18 protein-coding genes are annotated in these 26557 nt (G+C 51.0%); 6 read left to right on the top strand and 12 right to left on the bottom strand.

Going from position 1 to position 26557, the window contains the following annotated elements; translation table 11 throughout:
* Positions 1-53: 53 nt before the first annotated feature.
* From AC0LWN_RS29805 to AC0LWN_RS29795, 3 genes are all read right to left on the bottom strand, one after another.
* Positions 54-5477 carry a diguanylate cyclase gene (locus AC0LWN_RS29805; protein WP_474671782.1) on the bottom strand — a complete coding sequence of 1808 codons (5424 nt, stop codon included), beginning with the start codon at positions 5475-5477 and terminating at the stop codon, positions 54-56.
* Positions 5478-5490: 13 nt separating this feature from the next.
* The gene (locus tag AC0LWN_RS29800; protein WP_474671780.1) at positions 5491-6654 is read right to left on the bottom strand and encodes a small-conductance mechanosensitive channel; all 1164 of its coding nucleotides are present in this window, start codon (positions 6652-6654) and stop codon (positions 5491-5493) included.
* 255 nt (positions 6655-6909) lie between these two features.
* Positions 6910-7998: a winged helix DNA-binding domain-containing protein gene (locus AC0LWN_RS29795; RefSeq protein WP_474671778.1), complete on the bottom strand. Its 1089-nt coding sequence runs from the start codon at positions 7996-7998 to the stop codon at positions 6910-6912.
* A 218-nt stretch (positions 7999-8216) separates the two neighbouring features.
* Between AC0LWN_RS29795 and AC0LWN_RS29790 the strand changes: the two genes are divergently transcribed.
* From AC0LWN_RS29790 to AC0LWN_RS29780, 3 genes are all read left to right on the top strand, one after another.
* The gene (locus tag AC0LWN_RS29790) at positions 8217-8651 is read left to right on the top strand and encodes a VOC family protein (protein ID WP_474671776.1); all 435 of its coding nucleotides are present in this window, start codon (positions 8217-8219) and stop codon (positions 8649-8651) included.
* Positions 8652-8755: 104 nt separating this feature from the next.
* The gene (locus AC0LWN_RS29785) at positions 8756-11905 is read left to right on the top strand and encodes a hybrid sensor histidine kinase/response regulator (RefSeq protein WP_474671830.1); all 3150 of its coding nucleotides are present in this window, start codon (positions 8756-8758) and stop codon (positions 11903-11905) included.
* Between the two features lie 61 nt (positions 11906-11966).
* Complete coding sequence (locus AC0LWN_RS29780) at positions 11967-12371, top strand: CBS domain-containing protein (RefSeq protein ID WP_474671774.1); 405 nt, start codon at positions 11967-11969, stop codon at positions 12369-12371.
* A 93-nt stretch (positions 12372-12464) separates the two neighbouring features.
* Here the strand turns inward: AC0LWN_RS29780 and AC0LWN_RS29775 are convergent, their stop codons facing one another.
* From AC0LWN_RS29775 to AC0LWN_RS29740, 8 genes are all read right to left on the bottom strand, one after another.
* Complete coding sequence (locus AC0LWN_RS29775) at positions 12465-12752, bottom strand: STAS domain-containing protein (protein WP_474671772.1); 288 nt, start codon at positions 12750-12752, stop codon at positions 12465-12467.
* Complete coding sequence (locus tag AC0LWN_RS29770) at positions 12745-14754, bottom strand: methyl-accepting chemotaxis protein (RefSeq protein ID WP_474671770.1); 2010 nt, start codon at positions 14752-14754, stop codon at positions 12745-12747. Before AC0LWN_RS29770 ends, AC0LWN_RS29775 begins: the two co-directional genes overlap by 8 nt.
* A 21-nt stretch (positions 14755-14775) precedes the next feature.
* Positions 14776-15168 carry an ATP-binding protein gene (locus AC0LWN_RS29765; RefSeq protein ID WP_474671768.1) on the bottom strand — a complete coding sequence of 131 codons (393 nt, stop codon included), beginning with the start codon at positions 15166-15168 and terminating at the stop codon, positions 14776-14778.
* Between the two features lie 14 nt (positions 15169-15182).
* Entirely contained in the window at positions 15183-16613 is a 1431-nt protein-coding gene (locus tag AC0LWN_RS29760) for a SpoIIE family protein phosphatase (protein ID WP_474671766.1), read from the bottom strand.
* Between the two features lie 171 nt (positions 16614-16784).
* Entirely contained in the window at positions 16785-17531 is a 747-nt protein-coding gene (gene map / locus AC0LWN_RS29755) for a type I methionyl aminopeptidase (RefSeq protein ID WP_474671764.1), read from the bottom strand.
* 182 nt (positions 17532-17713) lie between these two features.
* The gene (gene cysI / locus AC0LWN_RS29750; RefSeq protein WP_474671762.1) at positions 17714-19438 is read right to left on the bottom strand and encodes an assimilatory sulfite reductase (NADPH) hemoprotein subunit; all 1725 of its coding nucleotides are present in this window, start codon (positions 19436-19438) and stop codon (positions 17714-17716) included.
* Between the two features lie 256 nt (positions 19439-19694).
* A complete protein-coding gene (locus AC0LWN_RS29745) occupies positions 19695-21554 on the bottom strand; it encodes an assimilatory sulfite reductase (NADPH) flavoprotein subunit (RefSeq protein ID WP_474671828.1) in 1860 nt (619 codons plus the stop codon).
* Positions 21555-21802: 248 nt separating this feature from the next.
* On the bottom strand, positions 21803-22396 hold the full coding sequence (locus tag AC0LWN_RS29740; RefSeq protein WP_474671760.1) for a TetR/AcrR family transcriptional regulator: 594 nt from the start codon (positions 22394-22396) through the stop codon (positions 21803-21805).
* Between the two features lie 153 nt (positions 22397-22549).
* Here AC0LWN_RS29740 and AC0LWN_RS29735 point away from each other — a divergent pair, with 153 nt between their 5' ends.
* A complete protein-coding gene (locus tag AC0LWN_RS29735; RefSeq protein WP_474671758.1) occupies positions 22550-23719 on the top strand; it encodes an alpha/beta hydrolase in 1170 nt (389 codons plus the stop codon).
* A 15-nt stretch (positions 23720-23734) separates the two neighbouring features.
* On the opposite strand, the gene lspA is transcribed toward AC0LWN_RS29735, so the two are convergent.
* Positions 23735-24193, bottom strand: a complete 459-nt coding sequence (lspA, locus tag AC0LWN_RS29730; RefSeq protein WP_474671757.1) for a signal peptidase II — start codon at positions 24191-24193, stop codon at positions 23735-23737.
* A gap of 232 nt (positions 24194-24425) precedes the next feature.
* Here lspA and AC0LWN_RS29725 point away from each other — a divergent pair, with 232 nt between their 5' ends.
* Both AC0LWN_RS29725 and AC0LWN_RS29720 read left to right on the top strand, forming a co-directional pair.
* Positions 24426-24695, top strand: coding sequence for an ACT domain-containing protein (locus AC0LWN_RS29725; RefSeq protein ID WP_474671755.1), 270 nt, complete (start codon positions 24426-24428; stop codon positions 24693-24695).
* Between the two features lie 60 nt (positions 24696-24755).
* Complete coding sequence (locus AC0LWN_RS29720; RefSeq protein WP_474671826.1) at positions 24756-26111, top strand: PFL family protein; 1356 nt, start codon at positions 24756-24758, stop codon at positions 26109-26111.
* The last annotated feature ends 446 nt before the right edge of the window (positions 26112-26557 follow it).

Here is a 26557-nt window from a genome sequence, read left to right as displayed (position 1 = left end):
GGAGGAGTATCTGCAAAAAACGGTGAAATTACCCTCGGCTGCGCAAGCTTCCATTATTGAAGCAGAGTTACACAATTCCTGCCTACCGACTTGGATTGATACAGTGCATCGTCGCCTAGCTTGTAAATGTCCTCTTCCCGGTGGTTATCCACGCGGACAGCGGCAACCCCGATGGAGACTGTGATAATTCCGTAATCCTCACTAAGCGCATGCTGGATCTGCAGCTCGGCGATGCTTCTTCTGAGGCTCTCGGCATATTCGCGCGACTGCCGGGGAGTGAAGCCGGTGATGACGATGCCGAATTCTTCCCCTCCAAGCCGGAACGCATACCCGTCCGCCCGCGCTGCCAGCTCCTGCAGCAAGGCTCCCACTCTCCGCAATACCGTATCGCCTTCATAGTGCCCGTAGGTATCATTGTATTTCTTGAAGTAGTCGATATCCATCATCAGGTAGGTCAGGTATTGTGACTGTGCAGCGGCCTTTTCCACTTCCTCCAGGAACACCTTATTGAAGTATCTGCGATTATACAGTCCCGTCAGCTCATCGGTGATGGAGATTCGTTCGATCAGGTGAATGTACTTGTTCAGCTCCTCATTGTTCAGCTCCAGCTCCCGGGTACGTTCTGCAACCAGCTCCTCCAGATGCTCCTTATGCCTGAGCAGCTCCCCTTCCGCTTTTTTGCGCTCCGTAATGTCCTTAACTGTTCCCTGAATCGCCGGCCGGTTCAAGTAGTTGACCCGCGTCACTTTGTGGATCACCGTTACCTCGCGGGCCTGGTCCTTATGCATTAATGTAGTCTCATATTCATAGGGAGCCTGCTTGCCCTCTACCCTTCTGGCGTAATAATGCATGACCTTCTCCCGTTCCGAGGGACTGACAAAATTCTCAAAGGGCTGCTCCAGCATCTCTTCGATTTCATACCCAAGCATTTGCGCCAAGGCTTCATTCACATATTTGCATATTTTGTCCTGCGTAATAAAGATGCCGTCCTGCAGATTGTTGACCAGCTCGCGGTATTTCTCCTCCGAGCGCTCCAGCTCCGAATACAGCGTGGCATTTTCCAGCGAGAAGACCATTTCCCGGGACAGAAGATTGATGATCTTCATCCGCTCTTCCGTAAATACACCCGTTAACAGGTTGTTTTCCAGATAAATGATCGCAATGGTCTTGTTCTGGTTGATCAGCGGCATGCAGACCATGGATTTCGGCCGATGCTTGACAATATACGGATCATTGACGAACGGAGTCTCCGAGAACGCATCTTTGTAGATCAGGCTTTCCCTGCCCTCCTCCACCTGCTTCAGGATCGAATACGGCAAAGGCTCAAACGCTGTACGGTCATGCACGGCCACGGAAATTTTATCATCCTCCGGGCGGTATTCGCCTTCAACCAGCAGATTCGTCTTGGAGGTCATCAGGATACAGCCTCTTTGCGCTCCGGCATTCTTAATGACGATTTCCATCAGCGCCGCCAGCAGGTTGTTCAGCTCAATCTCTTTGGAAATGGCCTGTGAAGCCAGAATCATCGAGTTCAAATCTATGCTCTCGGAATAATCCGTAACCGTGCGTCCATGCAGGAATTCCTTGGTGGATATTTTCCGGACGATCTCCGGATAACGGTTATTGAGAAAGCGGACCTTCCCTTTTGCCCCCCAGAGCGAATAATAATACACGGACTGTCTCAGCAGATAGGCAGCAAACTCCTTGTAATCCTTGTTGTAATAAAAGCGTGCCGCCAGCTCACTCGTGAGCGCCTTATACCGTACGAAGCCGCCTTGCTCGCTGGCCTCAATGGCCAAGTCGTAGTAATAACCTGCCTCATCGTCCTTGCCCGAGATTCTGGCCCATTCGGCCTTCATCAGCAGCTCATGCTGGCGGAAGGTCCCGGGGGCATGCTTGGCCCATTTTTGCATCCGGCTGTATTCCTTGCGCATTCTGGCTCTGGCTTTTCTTTTCTCATACCCGCCCAGTTGCTTGTAGCAATAAGCCAGATTCAGGAACGTATAAAGGGAAAATTCCTCCATAAATACCGAGCCGGCCAGCGTGCCGATAATCGGGTAGGCCTTCTCGATGTATTCCAAAGACTCGGTGTAGCTTTCATAAGTGAACAGCAGCTTCATTTTATAGATATAGTAAATCGCAATCCCGGAATAATATTTGGCTTCTTCCAGCTCCCGCAGATAATCCCTTTCACTGAACGATTCACTGTCAAAAGAAAGATCGTGCTCCAGCTCTCCGGACAAATTCAGCAAATACTGCCGGGCCAGCAGCGCGGTCGCAAGTGATTCCTTGTATTTGGTATTCTCGATCATGGCAATCGTTCGGTCGCTCTCCTGCAGATTGGCGGAAATATCAAGCGTCGGGTTCCAGAGATTCACATAGAAGCAGGAATGGGCCAGATAGAGCAAATCCCCTGTCCGCAGACTGGCCTCGATAGAGGTGGTGAACCATTCCTGCAGCGTGTCCCAAGGCTCGGTCCAGGCATGGCAGAACAGCGTATATAATACAATAGCGGCCCCTTTCCACTGCAGATCATGGAATCTGTCATTAATCCGCACGCCCAGCCGGCCATAGTCGAACGCGCCCTTAATATCGCCAAACCCGGACAGCAGCATGGCATACCCGATAAAAGCAAGTGCGGATTCAGGCGAATTGCCGTATTTCAGCGTCAGCCCGACCTTCTTCAGCACCGCGAAGCCAAACAGAGAGGTCTCCCCGGAAATAAAGGCAGGAGGGATAAAATTGATCAGCAGCCTCATTATCAGCTTCATTTCCGGGTCCTTCATCTCCGGAGCTTCAAAGATGCTCTCGACAGTTCTCCCGCGCAGCGCTAATTTGATCTTTGCCAGCTCGGCTAGAACCGAGGCCATGCCTACCTTTGCCGGAATTTTGATGCCGAGTGCCGACAGCCCCCGTTTGCCGGAGTCAATGGACTCCTTCATCATCCCCAGATACATATAGTGATTGGCCTGCATTTCATAGATTTGGGCCAGGGCAAGCCTATCACCCGTATGCTTAATAAGCTCTCTGCAGGCTGCATCGGCAGCTTCCACCTGATGGGTCAGATAGCCGCACTCCGCATACAGCTCATAGATTTCCGCCGTTCGCGGTGCGTTCTCTTCCCAGGCATCCTCCTGCAGCAGACCGATGGCTGCTGTAAGCAGCTTGAAGGCCGAGTCATAGCCAAAAGCAGCCTTGGCCTTGCGAGCGGCCTTCAGGTTAATCCCGATGACATCGTTGATATCAGCTTTGTCCACAAGCCCTTCCAGGCCTTTGTTCAAATGCGAGGCTATATCAACGATTCTCTCTTCCGCTTCTTCAGGAGACAGGTGCTTAATCAGCAAACGGCCAATCGCCAGATGCAGACCTCCACTTTTGCCGGAGTCAAGCTTCTGGTAAAAGGCCTGCTGAATCCTGTCATGGGCAAAGCGGAACTGGAGGTTCATCCGGCCCAGCATATCTGGCTCCGGTTCCGCCAGGAAGCCGGAAATCAGCCCGTACCGGTGATCCACCGGAAGAATGAACTCCTCCTCCACAGTCTTCGCAAACGCACGGACAATGACTTCAAGCGGCTCTTCCGCAATCAAGGCCAGGATGCCAAAATCAAACACATTGCCTATCGCGGCACTTAACATCAAAATCCGCTGCACATCCTCCGGCAATTCCTGCTGCCTCAGCATCAGAAAATCAACAACATTCTCATTCACCGGCAGGGATAGAATCTGTTCAAGCTGCCAGTCCCATATACCCTGCGCATCGTCAAAGTACAAATAACCGTTTTTATATAAATCCTTCAGAATCTCATTCGTAAAAAAAGAGTTGCCTTTTGTGCGCTTGTATATCACTTCCGTAAGCTTCTGCACCCGGCTCTTGGAGGTGTACAAAGTATCGGCGATCAAGCGCCCCAGCTTGTCCTCGGACAAGGGGTTCAGCGTAATGCTTCCGACCTCGCGGCTTTTCTCAATTTTGGCGATGGCGCCAAAGAGCGGGTGTCCCTCATGAATTTCATTCTGCCGGTAAGAGCAGACGATAAAGACTCTGCGCAGCTGGGGATCAAGCACAAGTCTCTCAACAAGCTGCAGGCTGGAGTAATCCGCCCACTGGACATCGTCCAGAAACAGGACCAGCGGTCTTTCATTTCGCGTGATTCCTTCAATAAACTTGGCAAAGGTAAGAAAGAAACGGTTCGTTTCCTCCGCAGGGTTCAGCGGCTCCATCTCCGGCTGGACGCCAATCCAGTCCGCAAGCTCCGGGATAAGAGCGGCAATCAGATTGCCATTTCCGTCCAGAGCTTTGGTCAAGGAACGCTTAACATAATCCTTGTGCTCCTCATCCGGGCTGTCCTGCAGCTGGCTGATCAATCTCCGGAAAGCCTGAATCAGCGCGCTGTAGGGGATATTTTTGTTGTACTGGTCGAACTTCCCTTCTGCAAACAATCCTTTTTCCTGGCTGATGTACTTGTGCAGCTCATGCACCAGAGCGGTTTTGCCCACACCGGCGTCACCGGTGACAAGCATCAGTTGGGGATTGCCTCTGACACTTCTGCGGAACGCATCGACGAGGCGTGAAGTCTCCTGCTCGCGCCCGTATATTTTCTGCGGAATCCGAAAAATATTCAGCCGGTCCTCCGCGCCAACCACAAAACTCTCCTGTCCGGCAAGGCATTTCTTCAGATCAGCTTTGATCCCGTAGGCGCTGTGGTACCTGTCTTCCGAGGATTTCTCCATCAGCTTCATGATCACAGCCGACAGGGCGCTGGATACCTTGCCTCCGGTAGCTTTGTAAGGCGGAACCGCTTCTTTGGCGATAATGGAATAGATCTGCTCCAGCATCTCCTCTGCGGCGTAAGGCTTCGTTCCGGTCATCATCTCATACAGGACGACCCCCAGCGAATAATAATCACTGCGGTAGTCGATATTCCGGTTCATTCGGCCCGTCTGCTCGGGAGAAATATATTGCAGGCTTCCTTCCAGCACACCGCTGTTCTGAAAATCCCGTTTCTCCCGGGTGAGCCTTACGGCGAGGTCAAAATCTATAATCTGAACGATGTCCCGCTCTTTGTTCCATATAATGTTGGAGGGTTTGATATCCTTATGGATCACGTTCTGTTCATGAATTGCCCCAAGGATGTCCACGACCCTGACTGCAAGCTGCAGCAGCGTTTCCTGGCCCAAGCTTTCCTCTGCCAAAATTCTCTTGAGTGAACGCCCCCCGATATCCTCCAGCATCATCACACAAGAACTGCTGTGCTCCACCAGCTTGTAAGGCTTAATAACACCGTGCACGTTTTCGCTTAGCTCTGTGAGTAGCTTATACTCCTGCTTGAACCGCAGCACAGCTTCAGTCCCGGAAAACTCTGACTTGAGTACCTTCAGGATTACCGTATCGCCAGTTAAGGTATCACGGCATCTGTAAACTGATTTTATGTAGTTATCGGAAATGGTCTCCAGTATCTGATAATGGTCGAACGCAATCATACCCACTCCACCTTTAGCTGTTATCTCCCGTCACTTCGAAGTCAGCATCAAATTTGAACACATAGGCAGCAATCAGCCAGATAATCCAGCAATTCAGCCCGAAAAAGAGATACCCGAAATAGCCCAGGACAGGCATCTCGGAGAAAATATGGAATTTGTCCAGATAAGGTACGGAGTATTTCCAAAAATTCGGGTTGGTCGGCGCTGAATCGTGAAACCATTCGCTGCCGAAATTCCAGAACTCCCAGAAGAAGCCGTTAAACAAAGTCGCCAGACCGATCAGAATCACATTAGACCAATCCCCGTTCCTGATCGTTGTAAAAGGTGTCCAGTAGCCGGCCAGCGCCATTGCGGCGGACAGCATCGGAACCAGGGCAACCCAGAGCACCCAGAACAGCAGATAAGGATAATAGCCCATGCCGAAGGCCAGAATCAGCCCAAGAATGTAATAAATAATCAGAAGGGTCTTGGAAACTGTGAGCTTCGGGCCATATTTGTAGCGGTTCCTGAAGGCGCTGGAGGTCTTAAGAAGCATATACCATTCAAAGATCGCCGGAAGCACAGTCGTGTACGACAGCGAAAACCAGAACACATTGCCGAAATTCGTGAAGATTTTGTTATTGGGATAATACCAGTTTTCGATGACAAAAAAATTGAGATATTCGAAGGCGAACCAGCTGAAGCAGGACACCACAGCGAGGAGCTGCATGACATGGGGTTTGCGGGAGATGATCGACGCGCCTTTATTTCTTTTATAGACCAGCCCGTCCAGAATCAGAATGAAAGCCCACCACAGCGGGACAAAAGTGTAATATTCCAGTGAAATGACCAGCTTCACCCGTGCCCACATCAGAACCCAGCTAATCAAAAGCACAGGCAGGCTCCACCAGAACCAGACAGGAAAAGGAGTAGCCTCACCTTTCGGCGCGGGAGCTTCTTTCACTTTTTTGAATCCGAAAAGACGGGGAAATACCAGCACCAGTGTAATCAGCAGCGCAACAACGCAGGCCAGGGAAAAATACAGCGCGCTAAAGCCCGGGTCAGCCTCTACCATTTGAGCGGGAAAATCACCATAGCCGGGCGGCATTCCCTTCCATTTCGCTAAGCTTCCGAGCAAAGGCAGCAGAAAGATCAAAGCAAAGGTCACAATCAGGAAAAGCGTCTTGTTCTTTTTCATAGTAGTGACAACCCCTCTTATGTACGTAAGTAAAGTCGAATTTTGCTGATATTCTCGCTATCTATTCGATGTGTGCCCAGATTATTCCTGCTTGGTGCTTTAGTCATTCTACCATTTTCCTACTCCCGTTCAAGTACACAATCAAAGAGCGCTCCAGCGGCCAAATCAATGGCATACGGAACGCCCTATGATCATAACATGCGACTATTTCCTCTGCTCATGCGAGTGTTCAACTTAATGTAATATCACCCAATTCTATATGGCAGAAACAGAGAACTTGAGAATAGGGAGACCGAGAAATGCGGCATAACGTTCAGCGGCCTCCATAAGCCCTGTTTCCAAGGTTGCATCCAGGGGTTCAAAGGGTGAAAATATCAGCTCAACGCCTTTTGTCTTGATGCTCCGCTTCCACGTCCCCAAGATTTGACCGCCCGCTGCAATGGTCGGCAGAAAAATCCCGTTATTGCCGGGCACAATCCGTGGAGCCGTCTCCGGTTCAAGCACAGCGCTCCGGTCCTTATAGCCGAGGATATATTCATCGAAGCCCGCCAGCAAATGAACACCGGAGGCTTCGTTCATAAGGCCTACGGGAGTGTCCGGCATCCAGTAGTCGCTGCCTTCGATTCGTTCACATACAAGCCTGTCCTTCACGGCATCAAGCCCTGACCTCGCTTCTGTCAGCGTCATCCCTGTCCACCAGGCAAAATCCTGTACGGTAGCAGGTCCATGTGCTGTAAAATAACGCAAAGCCAGCTCTGCCGGTATCTTCTCGGAGATCAGCTCCCGCGAATGCCCGATCCATTCGTCCAGCAGTACGAACGTCTGCTGCTTGCCTTGAAGCGGGCCAAAGCAGATCAAGCCGTTATACGCGTTATGCCACAAAATATGATAGCCGCGCTGGCCTGTGGTCTGAATGCCTTCCTTCTCCAAAAGTCCAAGCAGATCAGGGCGCGCAATCCGCTCCCCATTCTTGAGCGCATGGCAGATTATTTCTCCGGACCGCTTCAAGATCTTCTCATCCAGCTCCAGCTGTGCAAGCCGTCTCGCCGCTTGCTTTAAGAGACGCGGAGCGCAAAGCTGAAGCAGCCATTTCACATCCTCCGGCGGTACGAAATGAAGGGTTCCGCGCAGCGTCCAGGTCAGAACAATCTTCCGCTCGGCGATTGCACGTTCGACCTCAGCCAGCGATGCAGCCGGGGTACGAAGCCCAACAGCCCACACCGCCTGCATATAATCCTGGGCCTGCACAGCCCCAAGCCTGCGAACCACCTCCTCCGGCTTTAGCTGCTCCTTACCGTTAATGCACTGGTTAACCAGCCTGCGTTCCGCGATGCTTGTAATCATCCGAATGATTCTCCTATTGGTAGTTGATAAGAATAGATAACCATATATTAGAGTAAAAGACCATAGCGGAGTATTTGCAAAGTTTCACTATCCGGTCAGCGGGGTTAAAAGAGTATTGGAAATGCCTCGCAGCGCAGTATATTTATAAATGGACAGGCACATGCTACAATGTGGATGCAATACGCTTGTCTGTACAAAACACTTGAGGAGTGAAGCATGTGGCGATTAATGTTTACTTGAATTTCAATGGAAACTGCCGTGAAGCTGTGGAATTTTATGCCGAAGTCTTTGGGACAGAAACTCCGAACATCATGACTTTTGGACAGTCACCTGCCGATCCTTCCTACCCTTTGCCGGACGAGGCCAAAGATCTTGTGATGCACGCCATGCTGCTTGTTGACGGCAGCCCTTTGATGTTCTCGGATGTTTTTCCGGGCATGCCTTTTGTGGAAGGGAACAACGTAAATCTTACGCTATCAAATACCGATGTAGAGACAATTAAAGCCTGGTTCAATAAGCTCAAGGAAGGCGGAACCGTAATGATGGAGCTGCAGGAGACCTTCTGGAGCAAATGTTATGGCAGCCTGAAGGACAAATTCGGCATCATCTGGCAGTTCAACCACGACAATGGTGAGGCCGCCAATCACGCTTAAAATTGATACTGCTAAACATTAAGGATATAGAACCTTCGTCTTCCGAAGGATTCTATATCCTTTTTTTAAAGGAAAATGCGAAATTTTTGTCGAATAAAAGTTTTATGATGAAAAAGCCCATTCAATTTTACTTAAAAAATATATTCCTAATTTTACTGTACATGGCCATTCTCCTTGCCATCCGCTGGTTATGGTTCATCGCCTATGCCACTCCCGAGCACCCGAAGGCCGTTCAAGGTGTGCTTGATTTGCGCGGCTTGAATATCAAAGACTCCCGCTCCATTACGCTGGATGGCGAGTGGGAAATATATCCCGGCAAATTTTTGACACATGGGGACTTTTTGCCCCCAAATAAGGAAAATCCGGGGTATGCCAAGGTTCCAGGCGACTGGAGTGATGCTCTGACCAAAGGGAAGCACCCCTCCTTCGGCTTCGGAACTTACCGGCTGCGGATTCTGATTGGCCAACCGCTGAACGAGCCCTACGGTTTCTGGATTCAGCGCATTCAGGCAGCCTCACAGATTGAAATTAACGGAGAGAAGGGATCGCCGATCGGCCGGCTGTCCAGCAGCAAGGCGGAATATACACCGGAGGCAACCTCTTACACAGCGTCTTATATTGCCGGGAACCGCCAGGAGATTGAGCTGCTGGTCCGCACCGCTAATTTTGACCAGCCTCTGGATGGCGGCATCGTCAACTCCATCCGCTTTGGCACACAAGCGGCAATAGATAACCAGCGCTGGTATTCGATTGGCTTTCAGCTGGTCACATTCATTATCCTGATGCTGCATGCCTTGTATGCCGGGATATTGTATTTTTTTAATCCAAGACAAAAAGCCTTTTTACTATTTTTCCTGCTGCTGCTGGCCGTCGGCATTTCTATAGTGAGTGATAATGATACCCTCCTGTTACTGTGGCTGCCGATCAATTACACTTGGGCACTGAAAATCAAACTGTTGTCTTACATGTGGCTGTCCTTTTTCATGCTGCTGCTCAGCAACAACTTCTCAGGGAGCCAGAAAACCGGGAAATGGTTCAAAGCCTATGCTGCGGGCTTGTTCCTGTATTCCCTCTTTTTGCTGAGCATGCCTGCGGAATATATTTTTCACACGCTCCCGTTGTTTGCAGTTATTTATCTGCTCCCGATAGCAGGTGTAGTCTGCAAGATTATCCAAATGGTTATTCAGGAGCAAGAGGATGCGGTTTTTTTACTTTTTGCCGCAACCAGCATTGCTTCCAGTGTGACTTGGGGAACTATTGAAAGCTTGGGGAAAACCAGCAGCTACTATTACCCTGTCGATGTCATTGCGACCATTGTCTGCTTCTCCGCTTATTGGTTCAAGCGTTACTTCCGTAATTCGGAGGAGAATGCCAAGCTTAACTGGCAACTGCAGGAAAACGACCGGCTGAAGGACCAATTTCTTGCCAATACTTCACATGAGCTGAGAACCCCTTTGCATGGCATCATCAATATCGCCCAGACCATTGCGGCTGAAGAGCAGGCGGTGATGGGCCACAAGAGCGTTCAGGACATGGAGCTGCTCATTACGATCAGCCGCCGGATGTCGCACCTGCTGAACGATCTTCTCGACGTAACCCGTCTTCAGGACAAAAGGATTATGCTGCAGCAGGAGCCTCTATCTGTTCAATCGCTGGTTTCAGGCGTCATCGACATGTTCGAATTTATGACAGAAGGCCGGGCACTGACGCTGAAAAATGACATTGCCGACTCATTGCCGCCCGTATTCGCCGATGAGAAGCGGCTGGTGCAGATTCTGTTCAACCTGCTGCACAATGCAGTCAAGTATACCATCGAAGGAAGCATTACCGTGTCTGCCGGGATTCAGGGGCAACAAATGTCTGTACATGTTGCAGATACAGGTGACGGTATGGATCAAGCAACGCAGGCCCGCATATTTGAGCCCTATGAACAAGGACAGCAGGGGATCAACGACGGGGGTGGAATCGGGCTCGGTCTGAGTATTTGCAAGCAATTGGTAGAGCTTCACGGAGGAACCCTTACTGTCACCTCCGAACCCGGCCAAGGCTCCGTATTCACCTTCACCCTCCCCTTGGCTGATGCTTTTGACAATATACGAACGCTAAATAACTCCGGTGGTGAAATGGTGGAGAATACAGAGACTTCGGGAGCATTGATTGCCCAGCAGAGTCATTCTGCCGCCCTGTCCACACTATGGAGCGCCTTACATCCTGACGAATCGCAAATTTCCTCAGGTGAGGTCAAAATCCTGGCAGTGGATGATGATCCGGTCAACCTCAGGGTTCTATCCAGTATTCTCTCCGGGGAGCATTATCATATCCGGACCGTTCTAAGCGCTGGCGAAGCCTTGAAGCTGCTGGGCACGGAGCAATGGGATCTCCTCATTGCCGATGTGATGATGCCGCATATGTCCGGTTATGAGCTGACCCGGATCGTTCGTGAACGCTTTACAAGCTCTGAGCTGCCTATACTGCTGCTGACCGCACGCAACCAGCCTGAAGATATCTATAGCGGATTTCTGTCCGGGGCCAGCGATTACCTGGTCAAACCCGTTGACGCCTTGGAGCTTAAATACCGGGTCCGGTCTTTAACCGGGCTGAAGCAATCCATCGACGAGAAGCTGCGCATGGAGGCCGCCTATTTGCAGGCACAAATCCAGCCGCATTTCCTGTTCAATACTCTGAATTCAATTATGGCCTTAAGCGAATTTGACACCGAAAAAATGCGCGATCTCAGCGAGGCCTTCTCCTCCTATCTGCGCATCAGCTTCGATTATATGAACTCCCATCAACTGGTCGCTCTCTCGCATGAGCTGGAACTGGTTCGCGCCTATCTATATATCGAAAAAGCCCGGTTTGAGGAGCGGCTGTCCATTGAATGGGACGTCGAGGAAGGGTTAGATCCGCTGCTCCCGCCGCTCACCTTGCAGCCGATTGTAGAAAATGCGGTCAAGCACGGACTGCTCAGCCGAGCACGCGGAGGTTTGCTTATCATCCGTATTTCCAGAAAGGAAGACTTTATCGTCTTTGAGGTCAGAGACAACGGAAAAGGCATACCGGAAGAACGGATCAGCCATCTGCTGGATCATACCCGCAAATTCAGCGGCGGTATCGGACTGCTCAATACAAACAGGCGTCTAACCCAGCTCTACGGCCGGGGATTGAGTATTCAGAGCAAGGTGGATCAAGGTACGTCGGTATCTTTTATGATTCCGCAATTGGATAAAGTTCAAATTTTAAATACGCTTACATAGTAAACTATGGTTTAATAAAGGTACGCGATCTGCAAAATTCTGCTGAAAAGGAGCCTAACCTATGGAAATATCCTCATTTTTGCTGCCCAAAGATCAGGTATCTTTCATCACCTCCTCCATAAGCATGCTGGAAGCCCTGGAGCAGCTCGAGCATCATTATTATTCAGCCATCCCGATCATTGATGAAGAAGGTAAATATGTGGGGACCTTATCAGAGGGCGATCTGCTGTGGAAGCTGAAGAATACGGCGGGCTTAAATTTTGAAAATTTGCGTGAAGTCACTGTAAACGAAATTCAGCGGCATGTGCATAACGAAAGTGTCGAGATTCACGCCCAGATGGAGGATATGCTGACGCTGGCTGCGGACCAGAATTTCGTTCCGGTTGTGGATGATAACGGCATCTTCCTCGGCATTATCCGCCGGAAGGATATTATTGAATACTACACCCGTAACATCACCGACTAACAATATCCCAGATCACATATCTGTACGGGCTTGTAAAAAAACGGCTGGACTGTCCTTTTAGGGACGGCCCAGCCGTTTCTATTAACATCACACTCAGAGAATCTCAAACACATTCGTTAGTCTGGTTAACTCGAAGATTTTCTTCACATTGGCATTCAGCGCCTTCAGCCTGATCGTTCCGCCGTTCTCCACACATTTCTTGTAGGAGCTGACAATCACGCCAAGACCGGTGCTGTCAATAAATTTGCAGCCGCCAAAATCAAGCAAAAAGCTGGAAACCCCATTCTGAATATGCTCTCTAATGTTCTCTCTAAACTCACTTGCTTCCTCCACCGAAAACATCTCGGGCATTTCAATCGTAATCTCGCTCAAGCTATTCACCCCTGATTTTAAATTTCTCCACGAGGGTCTCCAGTTCGTTCGCCATAGCGCTTACCTCCTGGGCCGAAGCCGCAAAATTGTTGACGGTAGCCGCCTGTTCCTCGGTCGCACTGGATACATTCTCGCTATTCGCTGCCGCTATTTCTGAAATAGTGCCCATATTATCAATAAGCTTGATAATTTGATCGGAGGTTGCGACCTCATCCTTGGTGATATCCAGAATCTCCCGGACGCTTTCGGTAATGAGTTCGACGGAATTGATGATATGAATAAAAGCAGTATCCGTATCGTTTACTACACGGACTCCGCCTTCAACAGCCACCGATGCACCTCTCATTGAATCCACAGCCTGTGAAATCCGTGAGACCATATCATGGACCAGGACGGAAATCTCATCAGCCTGTCTGTGAGTCTCATCCGACAGCTTCCGCACCTCACCGGCCACAACGCTGAATCCTCTGCCTTCTTCACCTGCTCTTGCAGCCTCAATCGCCGCATTAAGCGCCAGCAGGTTCGTCTGCTCGGCAACCGCATTGATGGTACCGATAATTGTAGCTACCTTTCCTGAAAGCTCACTAACGGTCTGAAGCTGCTCTTCGGTTGCCTTGGTGCTGCTGCTGATAATATTCATTGCTTCTACCGTATCAATAACCTGCGCTCTTCCCCGCTTCGCAGCCTGATTGGTAAGATCCGCATTGCCTGAGGTTGCCGACGCCTTACTCTGCGCCATCTGTACCAGACTGGAGAGCTGCACCAGCACCTGTGAAGCGTTAATAACAGACTGATTGCTGTTCTCCGCGCCTGAGGCGATTTCCTGGGTGCTTGAGCTGATCTCTTGAATGGACGCGCTGATCTCTTCCGAAGAGGCTGCCATTTCTTCGGACATCGAAGTCAGGGTAACAGAGCCAGCCCGTACCTTCTCAATAATCGCCTCCTGCTTGTCAATCATCGCATTGAAGGATTCACTTAATGTCTGAAGCTCGTCGCCCGAACGGATAGAGGTATGTACGGTCAAATCCCCATCGCCGGCAAGGGACATAGCCTTCTCCAGCTTGATAATCGGATTCACAATATTGCGTGTGGTGAAGAAATAAGCCACGAGCAGAGCAACGAGTATAAATGCAATAGTGACCAAAAGCGTAGTACTGCGGATTTCTGTCGCAGGAGTCATATATTCCTTAACATTGGCCGTCGTGGCCACGATCCAATTCCCCGCAGGCTGAAAGGAAACGTACTTATGGACGCCTTCATAGGTATAGAAGCCATCCGAAGCTTTTCCGCTCTTCATAATCTGCACAAGATCGTTCAATTCCTTATTGCTGTTGCCGTCCAGTGTTTCCTTAAGAATCTTTCCTTTGTCGGGGTGATAGACAATAAGACCTGTACGGTCAATCATATAACCGTATCCGCTGTCTCCAATCTTAACTTCGGCTACAGGAGCGGAGATGGTATCAAAAACGACCGTTCCGATAAGCACGCCTGTAACTTGCCCACCCTGCTGAAGAGGGCGGGCAACCGCTACGATATGCTGATTGGTCTCCTTGGAGAGAATGACCTCACTGACAGCGTCTTTTCCTTGAAGCGCCTGCTGAAAATATTCCCGGTCCTTCACACTCAGCTCCGGGTTCTCGGAGCTGCTGGTCAGCAGCACTTGTCCGTTTTTGTCCGCGATAAGCAGCGAGTCCAGCAGCTTATCATAGTCCTTCTTCAGGCCGGAGATATAATCATAGGCCAGACTCTTGTCTGCCGCCCCTTCAGGGCTGGCGGCAAAGCTAGCCAGGGTGTTGTTCTTGCTGGCAATGCCCAGATAATTGCCTACAGCTTCAAGCTGGGCATCGACTGACTTGGCAGCCGAGTTTGTGGTGTCACGCAACTCCTCTTCAATCGTTTTTTGCAGCGCATCCGAAGCCAGATTATAGGAGATGACGCCGGAAATAGATAGCGGCACACTTATAATAAGGAACAGCAGGATGCTAATCTTTACTTTTAAACTTAATTTCACAGGATTCTCCCCTTTTTATTTCTACGAGGGACATACGCATTTGCTGATGTACATCGTATTGTGAATCATCTCCACACTATCCGAGTAGCAGCGGATCAGGTATAATCCTCTTCCGCCTTCATCAAGCAATTCGTCATTGCTGATGGTATCCGGAAAGACCAGCGCCGCCCCTCCCTCCCCGGAGTCCTCCACCTGGAGGTTAAGCTGCTCGCCGCTGAGCAAATATCTAATCGTGATCGGTTTGGTGCAATCGCTGTGATTGCCGTGATAGTAGGCATTCGTGATGGCTTCAATCAGAATCAGCCGGATGTCAAAGGCATAGTCCTCCAGATGAAGCTCCTGAATGATCCTGTCAATAATCTTCTGGTGATTCTCCAAACCGTGAAACCTGATTTCCTTCTGAACAGCTTCCATAAACCTCTCCTTCTTCATTTGATATTCAGGCTGAGCCAGGTGCAGTCATCCTGCAGACTAGCGCCGGCAAGCTTCGCAGACAGATAATCATAGTCACGGCCCAGCTCTTCGTTATCGTACAGAAGCTCCATCCCGTCGCTATAGAAGCAAAAACGGTCGCCCGAATAAAAGGCTACTGTCTTCTCCTCAAATTCACTGTTGCCGAACATTCCGAGCGGCGCGCCTTTGACCGTAATGCTCTCGGCCTCCTGATCCTTCGGGATATACAAAAACTCATTAATCCCGGCGCCTGCCGCTTTAAGTACCCCGGCCGTGAAGTCGAGCTGAAAGCAGCAGGCGGCAATATAATCCTCACCCAGATGCTGCAGCGCCTTTTGATTCAGATCCTTCAAGACCTGCAGAGGTTCATAGGTTGCAGCGAGGCAGTCCAGAAACAGCACCCGCAGTGCGGAGATGCTCAGCGCAGCCGAAATGCCTTTGCCCGTGACATCAGCGATCATTCCGATTACCCGCTCTTCATCTATTTTGTGAAAAATAAAGAAATCGCCGCTGAGCGTTCTGGCCGGGATATACAGCTTGTCCAGCTCTGCCTTGTCCTCCAGCGGAAACGTAATGGAATGCCGGTGATTCTGCAGCTTGACCGCGCGTTCCACTTCCTTCTTGCTCTCCGTGATATCTCTCAGCACCAATTGCAGCGCCTTTTCTTCCTCATACACAATCGGCACACCTGAGATTTCTACATCAAACACACGTTTGTCATGCCGGATGAACCGCTGTTCAATGCGAAAGCTTTCTTTGGAGGTTGTGCCCCAGGTCTTCAGGTTGTTATCCTTAGCGCTGCTGATGTATTCCTCTTTAAAAAAAGCCTCGATTCCGCGCCCGATCAGCTCCCACTTCTTCTTGCCGAACATTTTTTCCGTTTGCTTGTTGGCGAACAGAATGGTGCCGCCGCTGTACACCAGAATGGCTTCAGGGCACAGCTCAACCAGATCCCTATACCTCTCTTCGCTCTCCCGAAGTCTTTGCTCCGAACGGACCCGCTCGCTGATATCATGGATAACCGTGTAGATACATGATCTTCCAAGCATAGTCATCATACCGGTGTGGATTTCCACATCAATCAATTGCCCCCCGGCCAAAAGATGCCTGTCCATAAACACGCGGTTTTTTCCGCCTTCTCCACCGGGCATTGCACTCTTCAGGAACCCTTCCGTTCCGGCCTCGCTGTCCGCCTGCAGATCGGTTATATGAAGTTTTCTGAAGATACGCGGGCTGTATCCGTAGAATTCACAAGCTGCCCGGTTCGCATCGGTGATGCGGCCGTCCACCGGGTCTACCATTAAAGTGATCAGATGGTTGTTCTCATAAATGCAGCCATAATGCTCCATGCACTGTACTGGACTGGGAGTCTTGAGCAAATTCTTGCAATTTTTAACTGTAACCATTCTTAATCCTCTATTCTGCTTCAGCATTAAACCTTACCATTATATGCATTTTATCTGCAGCCAGCCGTGAATTCTGACACACATAGCACAAAAACTCGATATTTGTCACAAAAAAACCCGCGCATCCCCCTTCTAAGGAAGGAGAACACGCGGGTTATTTGTTCATACTGTTTACAGCTCAGTCAGGATAATTGTACCGTTAGGGGTAATTGCCAAAGTATGCTCGTATTGTGCCGACAAGCCGCCGTCGATGGTCCGGGCTGTCCATCCGTCTGCATCCACCTTGGTCCGGTAGCTGCCGGTGTTCAGCATCGGCTCGATGGTAAATACCATGCCTTCCTTGATGCGCGGCCCTTTGCCGGCCGGTCCATAGTGCGGCACCTCCGGCGCTTCGTGCATTTCGGAGCCGATACCATGCCCGATGAAATCACGGACAACCGAGAAGCCGTTAGACTCGGCATAGACCTGCACCGCATGGGCGACATCACCGATCCGGTTGCCGGCCACCGCCTGTTCAATGCCTTTGAAGAGCGACTCTTTGGTTGTCTTCAGCAATTTGTCCGCCTGCTCGCTGATCGTGCCGACGCTATAGGACCAGGCCGAATCTGCCAGCCAGCCATTCAGGTTCACGACCATATCAATGGTCACGATATCCCCGTCTTTCAGCTCCTCATGCTTCGGAAATCCATGACAAATCACATCATTCACAGATGCGCAGGTTGCGTATGGGTAACCGTGATACCCTTTTTGCTCCGGGGTTGCCCCTTGGGAAAGTATGAATTTCTCGGCAAACTGGTCAATCTCCCAGGTAGTGATTCCCGGTTTAATCATTTGCGCGATTTGCCGGTGGCATTCCGCAAGAATTTTGCCGGCTGCCCGCATTTTTTCGATCTCTTCCATCGTTTTCATGATGATCATACATTTCGCCTCTTCTGTACAGAACGCATTACTCACTATAATGGCTCTTAGTTATGGTTTTTTGGTTCTCCTTTATATTATGTAAGAAAATCGCCGGAAATCCAAATTTAATCTTGCTTGCTCCAAAATAAATAACGAATCTGTCCGCCCTGCTGCCAGGAAGAACAGATTCGTTAGATTAATCAATCATGGAAATGGATTCCCGAGGTAACGGCTTTGACGTATCCGCTGCGGATCACAAAGTCCCCGAAATGCTCGCCCGCCTCCCGCTCTTTGGCATAGCGGTGAATAATCGGCGTGAGAGTCTCCAGAATTTCCTTCTCATCAATATTTTCCTTGTACAGCTTATTTAATCTGTCCCCGCTAAAGCCCGCGCCCAGATACATATTATATCTGCCGGGAGCCTTGCCAATGAAGGAGATTTCGCCCAGTGCCGGTCTGGCGCAGCCGTTCGGACAGCCGGTCATGCGGATAACAATCTCTTCATCGCGGAGACCCGCTTCGTCAATGACCAGCTCCAGCTTATCCAGCAGCAGCGGAAGATACCGCTCCGCCTCAGCCATAGCCAGCCCGCAGGTTGGAAGTGCCACACAGGACATGGCGCTTCTCCGCAGAGCCGTATGATGTGCGCCATCGGTCAGGCCGTATTGCTTGGCAAGCTCATTGACCTTGCGCTTCTTCGCACTGCTTACGCCGCCAATGATCAGATTCTGGTTGGGAGTCAGCCGGAAGTCTCCGCCATGAATTTTGGCAATTTCCCGCAGGCCTGTCATGAGCTGATTGCCTTCACGGTCCTGAATCCGTCCGCTTTGGATATACAGCGTCAGGTTCCATTTGCCATCTACACCCTTAACCCAGCCGTAACGGTCTCCGTTGTGGTCAAAATGATAGCCGCGCGCCGGTTCAAGCTCCCAGCCCAGCCGGTGATGCAGCTCTCCGCTGAACCATTCCAGACCATGACGGTCAATGGTGTATTTGAAGCGGGCATTTTTGCGGACAGAGCGGTTGCCGTAGTCGCGCTGAATCGTAACGGTCTTCTCCGCCACATCAATGACCTGCTCCGGCCGGCAGAAGCCAATCACCCGGCCAAGCTGGGGATAAGTGTTGGTATCGCCATGGGTCATGCCCATGCCGCCGCCGACCGAAACATTGAACCCGGCCAGCTTACCGTCTTCCAGGATGGCGATAAAGCCCAGGTCCTGGGAGAAAACATCCACATCGTTAGAGGGAGGAACGGCCAGGCCGATTTTGAATTTGCGCGGCAGATATACCGGGCCATAGATCGGCTCAACCTGGGTTCCCTCTTTGCTGTCCACAACCTTTTCGCCGTCCAGCCAGATTTCATGGTAGGCAGGTGTGCGCGGTGCCAGATGATCGCTGATCTTGCGGGCCCACTCATATACCTCGCCATGAACCTCGGACTGGTACGGATTGGGCCCGCTCATCACATTGCGGTTGACATCGCCGCAAGCGGCCAGTGTGGTCATCAGTGTATCGTTAATCGTCTTGATCGTCTTTTTCAGATTCCATTTGAGCACCCCATGCATTTGAAAAGCCTGTCTGGTCGTCAGCCGCAGTGTGCCGTTACCGTACTTATGGGCCAGCTCATCCATGACCAGCCACTGCGCCGGAGTAGCGACACCCCCCGGTGCCACAACACGCAGCATGAACTGATAGGCAGGCTCCAGCTTGGAGCGTTCCCGTTCACTCCGCAAATCCCGGTCATCCTGCATATAGCTGCCGTGGAATTTGAGCAGCCGGTTGTCATCCTCAGGCAAGCCTCCGGTGATCGGATTGCTCAGTGTTTCGACTAACGCCCCGCGCAAATAGTTGCTCTCCTGCTTGATATGTTCAACATCACTAGGCGGGCCGCCGATGGGCTTCACCACTGATTCATATTTTGCCACTATTGATCGTCTCCTCCCGCATGTTCTGATATGTTACATAAGATGAACTTAAGAATTTCATATTGGGGCTGGTCATACTGCGGGGAATGTTTGGACTTCCGGCCGCTGTTGTCTTCAAATTTCTTAATTTATACCGCTCTTAGCGGATGAAATTCGAAGACAAAGGCGGACGCTACCGCTCCTCCAATTCCAAACTTCCCCTCCGTACTTCTACCCTCTTTATGTTTTTTCAAGTTCATCTTATATAGAACTTTTATTAATAAACATCACGCTGGTAGCGCTGCTCCTGCTGCAGGCCGTCGAGATAGGCGGCAGCCGCTTCAGGACTCAGGCCGCCCTCCTCCTGAATGACGGTGATCAGCGCGGAATGGACATCATGGGCCATATGCTTCTCATCACCGCACACATAAATGTGGGCGCCCTCCTGCAGCCAGGTATATAGCTCGCGGCTGTGCTCCAGAATCCGGTGCTGCACGTACACCTTCTCTTCGGTATCCCGCGAGAAAGCCACATCCAGCTTATTCAACACACCGTCCTTCAGCATCCGCTGCCAGTCCGTCTGATAGAGGAAGTCGGTCACGAAATGGCGGTCGCCGTAGAACAGCCATGTTTTGCCATCCGCTCCCTGCTCTTCGCGCTCCTCCAGGAAGGAGCGGAACGGCGCAACTCCGGTGCCCGGACCGATCATAATTACAGGCACAGCGGGATCTGCCGGAAGCTTGAAATTCGGATTGTTCTGGATATAGATCGGCAGAGTGTCTCCAGGCTGCACTCTTTCCGCACAGTGAACCGAGCAGACTCCGTAGCGTTCACGGCCATGCGACTGGTAGCGAACCGCGCGGACGGTGAAATGAACCTCATCGGGATTAGCCTTATAGCTGCTGGCAATCGAATACAGCCTTGCAGGCAGCTTGCGCAGAATCGTTACGAAGCTGCGGGCCGGCACGTTCCACGGCGCGAAATCCTGGATCAAATCCAGCAGATCGCGTCCTTGAATATACTCCTTCAGGTCCTGTTGCCGCTCCGATCCCATCAGCTCTTGCAGGGCAGCGGACGAAGACAGCTTCGCCGCCTGCTCCAGCAGCGGCTTGGTCAGGACGGTTATCTCATAATGGCGAAGCAGGGCTTCCTTCAGCGGACCCTCTTCACCTTTTTTGTTCAGTTGAACGGCTTCATCGGGATTCCAGCCCATAGCGGCAATGATCTCCTCTACCATCCGGGGATGATTCTCCGGATAGACTCCGAGGGCGTCCCCCGGTTCAAAGGTAAGATCGGAGCCTGCCAGCGATAGCTCCAGGTGACGCGTCTCCCGGTCTGAGCCGCGGCCGTTCAGATTCAAATTCTCCAGCACCTCGGCATGAAACGGGTTATTCCGTGAATATGCCGATTGCGGCAGCTCAGCTTGCCCGGCAGCCGGTACAGCCTGCCCAGCAATGCCCGGGGCATGCTGCGCACCGTTTAGGGCGCTGAGCACCTGCCCAGTCCACTCTGCCACCTGCTCATCGTAATCAAGATCGCAATCTACACGCGGACTAAGCCGCTCACCGCCGAGCTCTTCCAGCTTCTGATCGAAGTCTTTGCCTGTCTGGCAGAAAAATTCATAGGAGGTATCGCCGAGCGCCAGCACGGAGAAACGCAGATGACCAAGCTGCGGCGCTCTCTTGCTATACAGAAATTCGTGAAAGGAACGGGCATTATCCGGCGGCTCGCCTTCGCCGTGGGTGCTGACCAGAAGCAGCAGGTTCTCCACCTTCTTCAGCGCGTTAGGCTTGAAGCTGTTCATCGCCATTGTCGTAACCTGGAGACCTTGCTCCTCTAGCTTGCGGGATAGGCCGGACGCGAGGCGCTGGCAGTTGCCCGTCTGGGAGCCGAACAGCACCGTCACTTCGCGGGATACCGCCGGCTGCACTGCTGCAGGCAAGCCTTCCGTGCCTGTGACAATTAACGGAAGGGCAGTCACTGAAGCTGCAGATCCGGCTGTGCTCTCCTGCAATGAGAGTGCGGCTAAATATCCGCCGAGCCAAATCCGCTGCGAGCCTGTAAGTGACGGCAGAAGGCGGTTCAGAAGCTCAATCTGTTCCTCGTTGAAAGGACTGTTCGTAACTTGTAATTGCAACAATATCGACCTCTCCTCAGCATGAAATCTGCTTCCCTTTTAACATCTTTGAATCAGGCTATCACAATTATAAGAAACGAGCAACGAGTCCGGATCCGCCCAATTTTTACACTATCAGGTATATAATCCCATAAAATGCGCAAAAGCCGCTTAAATCAGAGTAAAAAGCTCTGATTTAACCGACTTCATTACAATTAATGATAACTTCTATTAGATAAAATGATAGTTGATTGATGTGAATCCCCTTGTTAACACTCAGCCAAAACCAATCCGGAGACATTCGCCGGCCCCCTGGTCAGCAGCATCACCAGCTGCCCTGCCATAAAGGCAGGAGAATATTTCATATCGTTATTCAGCCACCAGAAAATGGCCCCTAAATAAAGTGATGATAACAGCTCAACAAATAAATCCTTCGAGATCAGGGGCTGCTCCTGGAAGCCTTGATCAAGTTTTTGAATGAGCAAGCGCCCAAGCTTCTGGCGAAAGTCATGAATTCCATGCCCGCCGAGCATCGCCGTATAGAAGGGTGCGTCCTCTGCAATGGTTGCCAGAATCTTTTCTATGTCACGGGTCAGGCCCTCCAGGTTCAAATGCCCCTCCTGTACATGTGCCCCCGGAATAATCAGTGAGACTAGCTTGCCAGTCACTTCATCAACGGTTGTGTTCAGCAGTTCATACTTATCATTGTAATGCAGATAAAAGGTGGAGCGGTTAATTTGAGCTTGCTCAGCAATATCGTTTACTGTGACAGCCTCAAACCCTTTTTCAGCGATTAAGCTAATCAGAGCACCCCGGATCAGCTTTCTCGTCTTCAATACACGCAAATCGGTTTCTTTAGACATCCTTCGTCCCTCCGTCTATAATCTCCCAGATTCTCCACACTGCCAGCCGGGGTTGATGTATATCCAACAAAAAGCCAAATATCAATGATTGCCGTTCTCCCCATGGAAAAGTATAGTTCGTTGTATCCAATTAAGAAAGCAGGCGATATCAGTATGACAGAGGGACAAAGAACAATATCCGATTTTCCGGTAGGCTTTTATTATGATCTCCATCAGGATTTCAGCATCAATTTTCAGATGAACCGCTTTTACAGCTGGATCAACGATTCGGAGATGCTGGAGGAAATGCGCACAGCGGCTTCCCGTATCCACAACTACGCGGATTTAATCGAGATTTTTCTGGAACTAAACGGGCAGGCGGCTGAAGCCGGTAAAAAGCTCAAGGCAGCTTATTATCTGCGCGGTGCTGAATTCTACATGCCGGAAGACCATCCCTTGAAGCAAGCCTCCCGCCAGCAATTTATTGCTTTGACAAGAGCGCACTATAACGTGCAAGCGAACCAGCATTATGATATTCCCTATGAGCACGGCTTCCTCTCTTCGTACCGTTTTTCGCCCCAAGCTCCGGCAAAAGGCAGCATCGTCATGTTTGGCGGATTTGACAGCTATATTGAGGAATTGTTCCTGATGGCACTCGTGTTAAAGGATGCGGGATACGATGTGGTGTGTTTTGATGGTCCCGGTCAAGGAGCCGCCCTAGAGGATTGGAAGCTGCCATTGACTCATGAATGGGAGAAGCCGGTAAAAGCGGTGCTGGACTTTTTTGAGCTGGATGAGGTTACGCTGATCGGACTATCCCTGGGCGGATATCTGGTGCTCCGTGCTGCAGCTTTTGAGAAGAGGGTCAAACGGGCCATAGCCGATGATATTTGTGCGGATTTTTATAAAGCTCTGTTAAAACAGACGGGGCCTCATCTTGCGGAGAAAATCCATGATCTTATGCTTGGTGAAAATGAAGATGAGATTAATTCACTCTTCCTCCGGGTGATGGAGCAAAATTTAATGCTGAATTGGGGAATACGGCAAGGTATGCATGTGACCGGAAGTCATACTCCATACGGATTTCTGAAACAGGCCAAACTCTACAACACGGCCCAAATCTCCCCGCTCCTCACGCAGGATGTTCTTCTTTTAGCGGGGCAGGAGGATCACTATATCCCGCTTGTTCAATTCTCCGAACAGAGCAGCTCCCTTACGCATGTACGGTCACTGACCACCCGTTTATTCACGCGCCAGGAGCAGGCCCAGAACCATTGCCATGTGGGCAACATCGGTCTCTCCATTGATGTTATCTTACACTGGATCCAGCAAATGGAGAGATGAATGTGAGCCTTATCTTTATCTTTTAAATGCTACGCGCTTTAGTTGTCCCATCAACAGATGCACCACAATCAGCAGACCGCCGGCATTGATCGCCAGATCGGCAAGATTCAGAATGCCGCCACGGCTTCCGAAGACCAGAAAATCAGTGACCTGATGGTAGATTACGCGGTCAATGGCGTTGCCAATCGCACCGCCGACCAGAAAACCGCTGGCCGCTTCCAGAACAGGTCCGCGAAGCTCCCCCTTGCGTCTGTAATAGAAAATTGCAACAACGAAGAGCACAGCCACAATGGCGAAATACTTCCCGTAGCCCTGAAAGGAGCTGAACGCTGCCCCGCTGTTCTCATAATAAGTAAACTGAAGATGCCCGCTCCAGAAGGGAACGGTTTCCCCCAGCCCCATGTTGGAGCGAACGATCCACTTGGCAGCCTGGTCTGCGATAATCACCAGTGCTGAAATCAAATAAAATAACATAATGGTTCCCCTCTCCACACTCGGCAAAAGTTAGAATTACGGCGTTCTCAGAGTCCAGCTTATCACATCAGCCCCCCACATTCATCTCTGCTCTTTCTTTCCGGGAACTGCTAAATCCAATAATTCATAAAAACTTTGGTTGAAGACAGCCCCTTCCTTTGCCATAATAATTGAAACGGTTCATTCCGTTAAAGCGGCGGATGAACAGAGCACAAGATAGGAGGCTTTTTCATTGAAGGGGATTATTACGGTACTGGGAAAAGACAAGGTAGGTATTATCGCAAAGGTCTGCACATACCTCGCAGGCCACAATCTCAACATTCTGGATATTTCGCAGACGATTGTGCAGGACTATTTCAACATGATGATGATTGTGGATATTTCCGCGCCAAGCAAGTCCTTTGAGGAAATTGTCGAGGACCTGCAGCGGGTGGGGGAAGAGATCGGCGTGGAAATCAAGCTCCAGCATGAGGATATTTTCAATATTATGCACCGGATTTAAGCAGCCTGAACACTACTGCGAGGAAGCCATCGTCAACAAAACTTAAGGAGCATACCTATGATTTCAATTGTAGAAGTACAGGAAACGAATAAAATGATCCGGGAAATGAATCTGGATGTCCGTACCATTACGATGGGAATCAGCCTGATGGACTGCGCCCATACAGATATGCGGGTGTTTAACCAGAATGTGTACGACAAAATCACCCGTTCCGCCGAGAAGCTGGTCAAAACCGGTGAAGATCTGGAACGGCAATTCGGCGTGCCGATTGTCAACAAGCGGATTTCGGTGACTCCAATCTCCATTGCTGCCGGAGCGGTTCATACCGATACCTATGTGCCGGTTGCAGAAATACTGGACCAGGCAGCCAAAGAGGTCGGCGTTAACTTCATCGGCGGCTTCTCGGCGCTTGTACAGAAGGGCTGCACCAAGGGTGACCGGATTCTGATTGACAGCATCCCGGAAGCGCTGGCTGTTACCGAAAGAGTCTGCTCCTCCGTCAACGTCGGCTCCTCGCGCAGCGGAATCAACATGGATGCCGTAAAGCTGATGGGCGACATTATCCTCCAGACGGCTGAACGCACCAAGGAACGCGATTCCATCGGCTGCGCCAAGCTGGTGGTTTTCTGCAATGCGGTTGAGGACAACCCGTTCATGGCCGGCGCTTTTCACGGGGTTGGTGAGCGCGAATGCGTAATCAACGTTGGTGTCAGCGGACCAGGCGTAATCAAGCGTGCACTGGAGGAAGTTAAAGGACAGGACTTCGAAACGCTCTGCGAAACGATCAAGCGGACCGCCTTCAAGGTTACCCGCGTCGGCCAGCTCGTTGCCCAGGAAGCCTCGAAACGGCTGAACGTGCCTTTCGGCATTATTGATCTGTCGCTTGCGCCAACTCCGCTGATCGGTGATTCCATCGCCGAGATTTTCCAGGTGATGGGGCTGGAGGAAGCCGGGGCGCCGGGAACTACGGCCGCGCTCGCCATCCTTAATGACAATGTCAAAAAAGGCGGCGTCATGGCCTCCTCCTATGTCGGGGGACTCAGCGGCGCTTTTATCCCGGTCAGTGAAGACCACGGCATGATCCAGGCTGTGCAGCGCGGTGCGCTGACGCTGGAGAAGCTGGAAGCCATGACCTGCGTGTGCTCGGTCGGCCTTGACATGATCGCCATTCCCGGCAGCACCAGCAAAGAAACCATCGCCGGCATCATCGCCGACGAGGCCGCAATCGGTATGGTGAACAACAAGACGACTGCGATTCGCGTCATCCCGGTCATCGGCAAGGAAGTAGGCGAAATGGTTGAATTCGGCGGGCTGCTCGGCTATGCCCCGGTAATGGCCGTGAACCCGTTCAACTGTGCAGGATTCGTAGGCCGGGGCGGACGTATTCCCGCCCCGATCCACAGCTTCAAGAATTAGCCAGATCGTCAGACTCTACATGTTGGAGTTCAAACGATACTCTGCCGAACGGATTAAGGCGTGAAGATCACACTGCAGGCGTATCAGGCCCTACGAACAGAATCATTTCCTGATCGACCGGAAGAGTCTACCCGTTTGTAACGGACCGAGCAGCTCTTATTTCTACTGGAAGTCATTGTTCTGCAAGTTAGCGGACTCCAGTGCCGTTATGGGCGGATATTCACCCCAAATATACCTGCCGAAGAGGCGATAAGCGCGTTTCGGTCCGTTAGCTCGGCTAAATATACCCCTTTCGGGAAAATAACGGCTTTACGGTCCGTCCCTCGTATTTAAGGGGTATTCTCACGAATACTCACTCATTCGCAGGATTTCATCGCAATGAAGCGGTGGAGAAGGTTAGTTTGGGGTGGAGAGGGAGCCGCCAGAATGCTAGCGGGCATGCAGGA

The organism is Paenibacillus sp. sgz302115, from assembly GCF_056120445.1.
The sequence above is the reverse complement of the archived record's forward strand: the minus strand, read 5'-3'. Positions and strand labels throughout refer to the sequence as shown.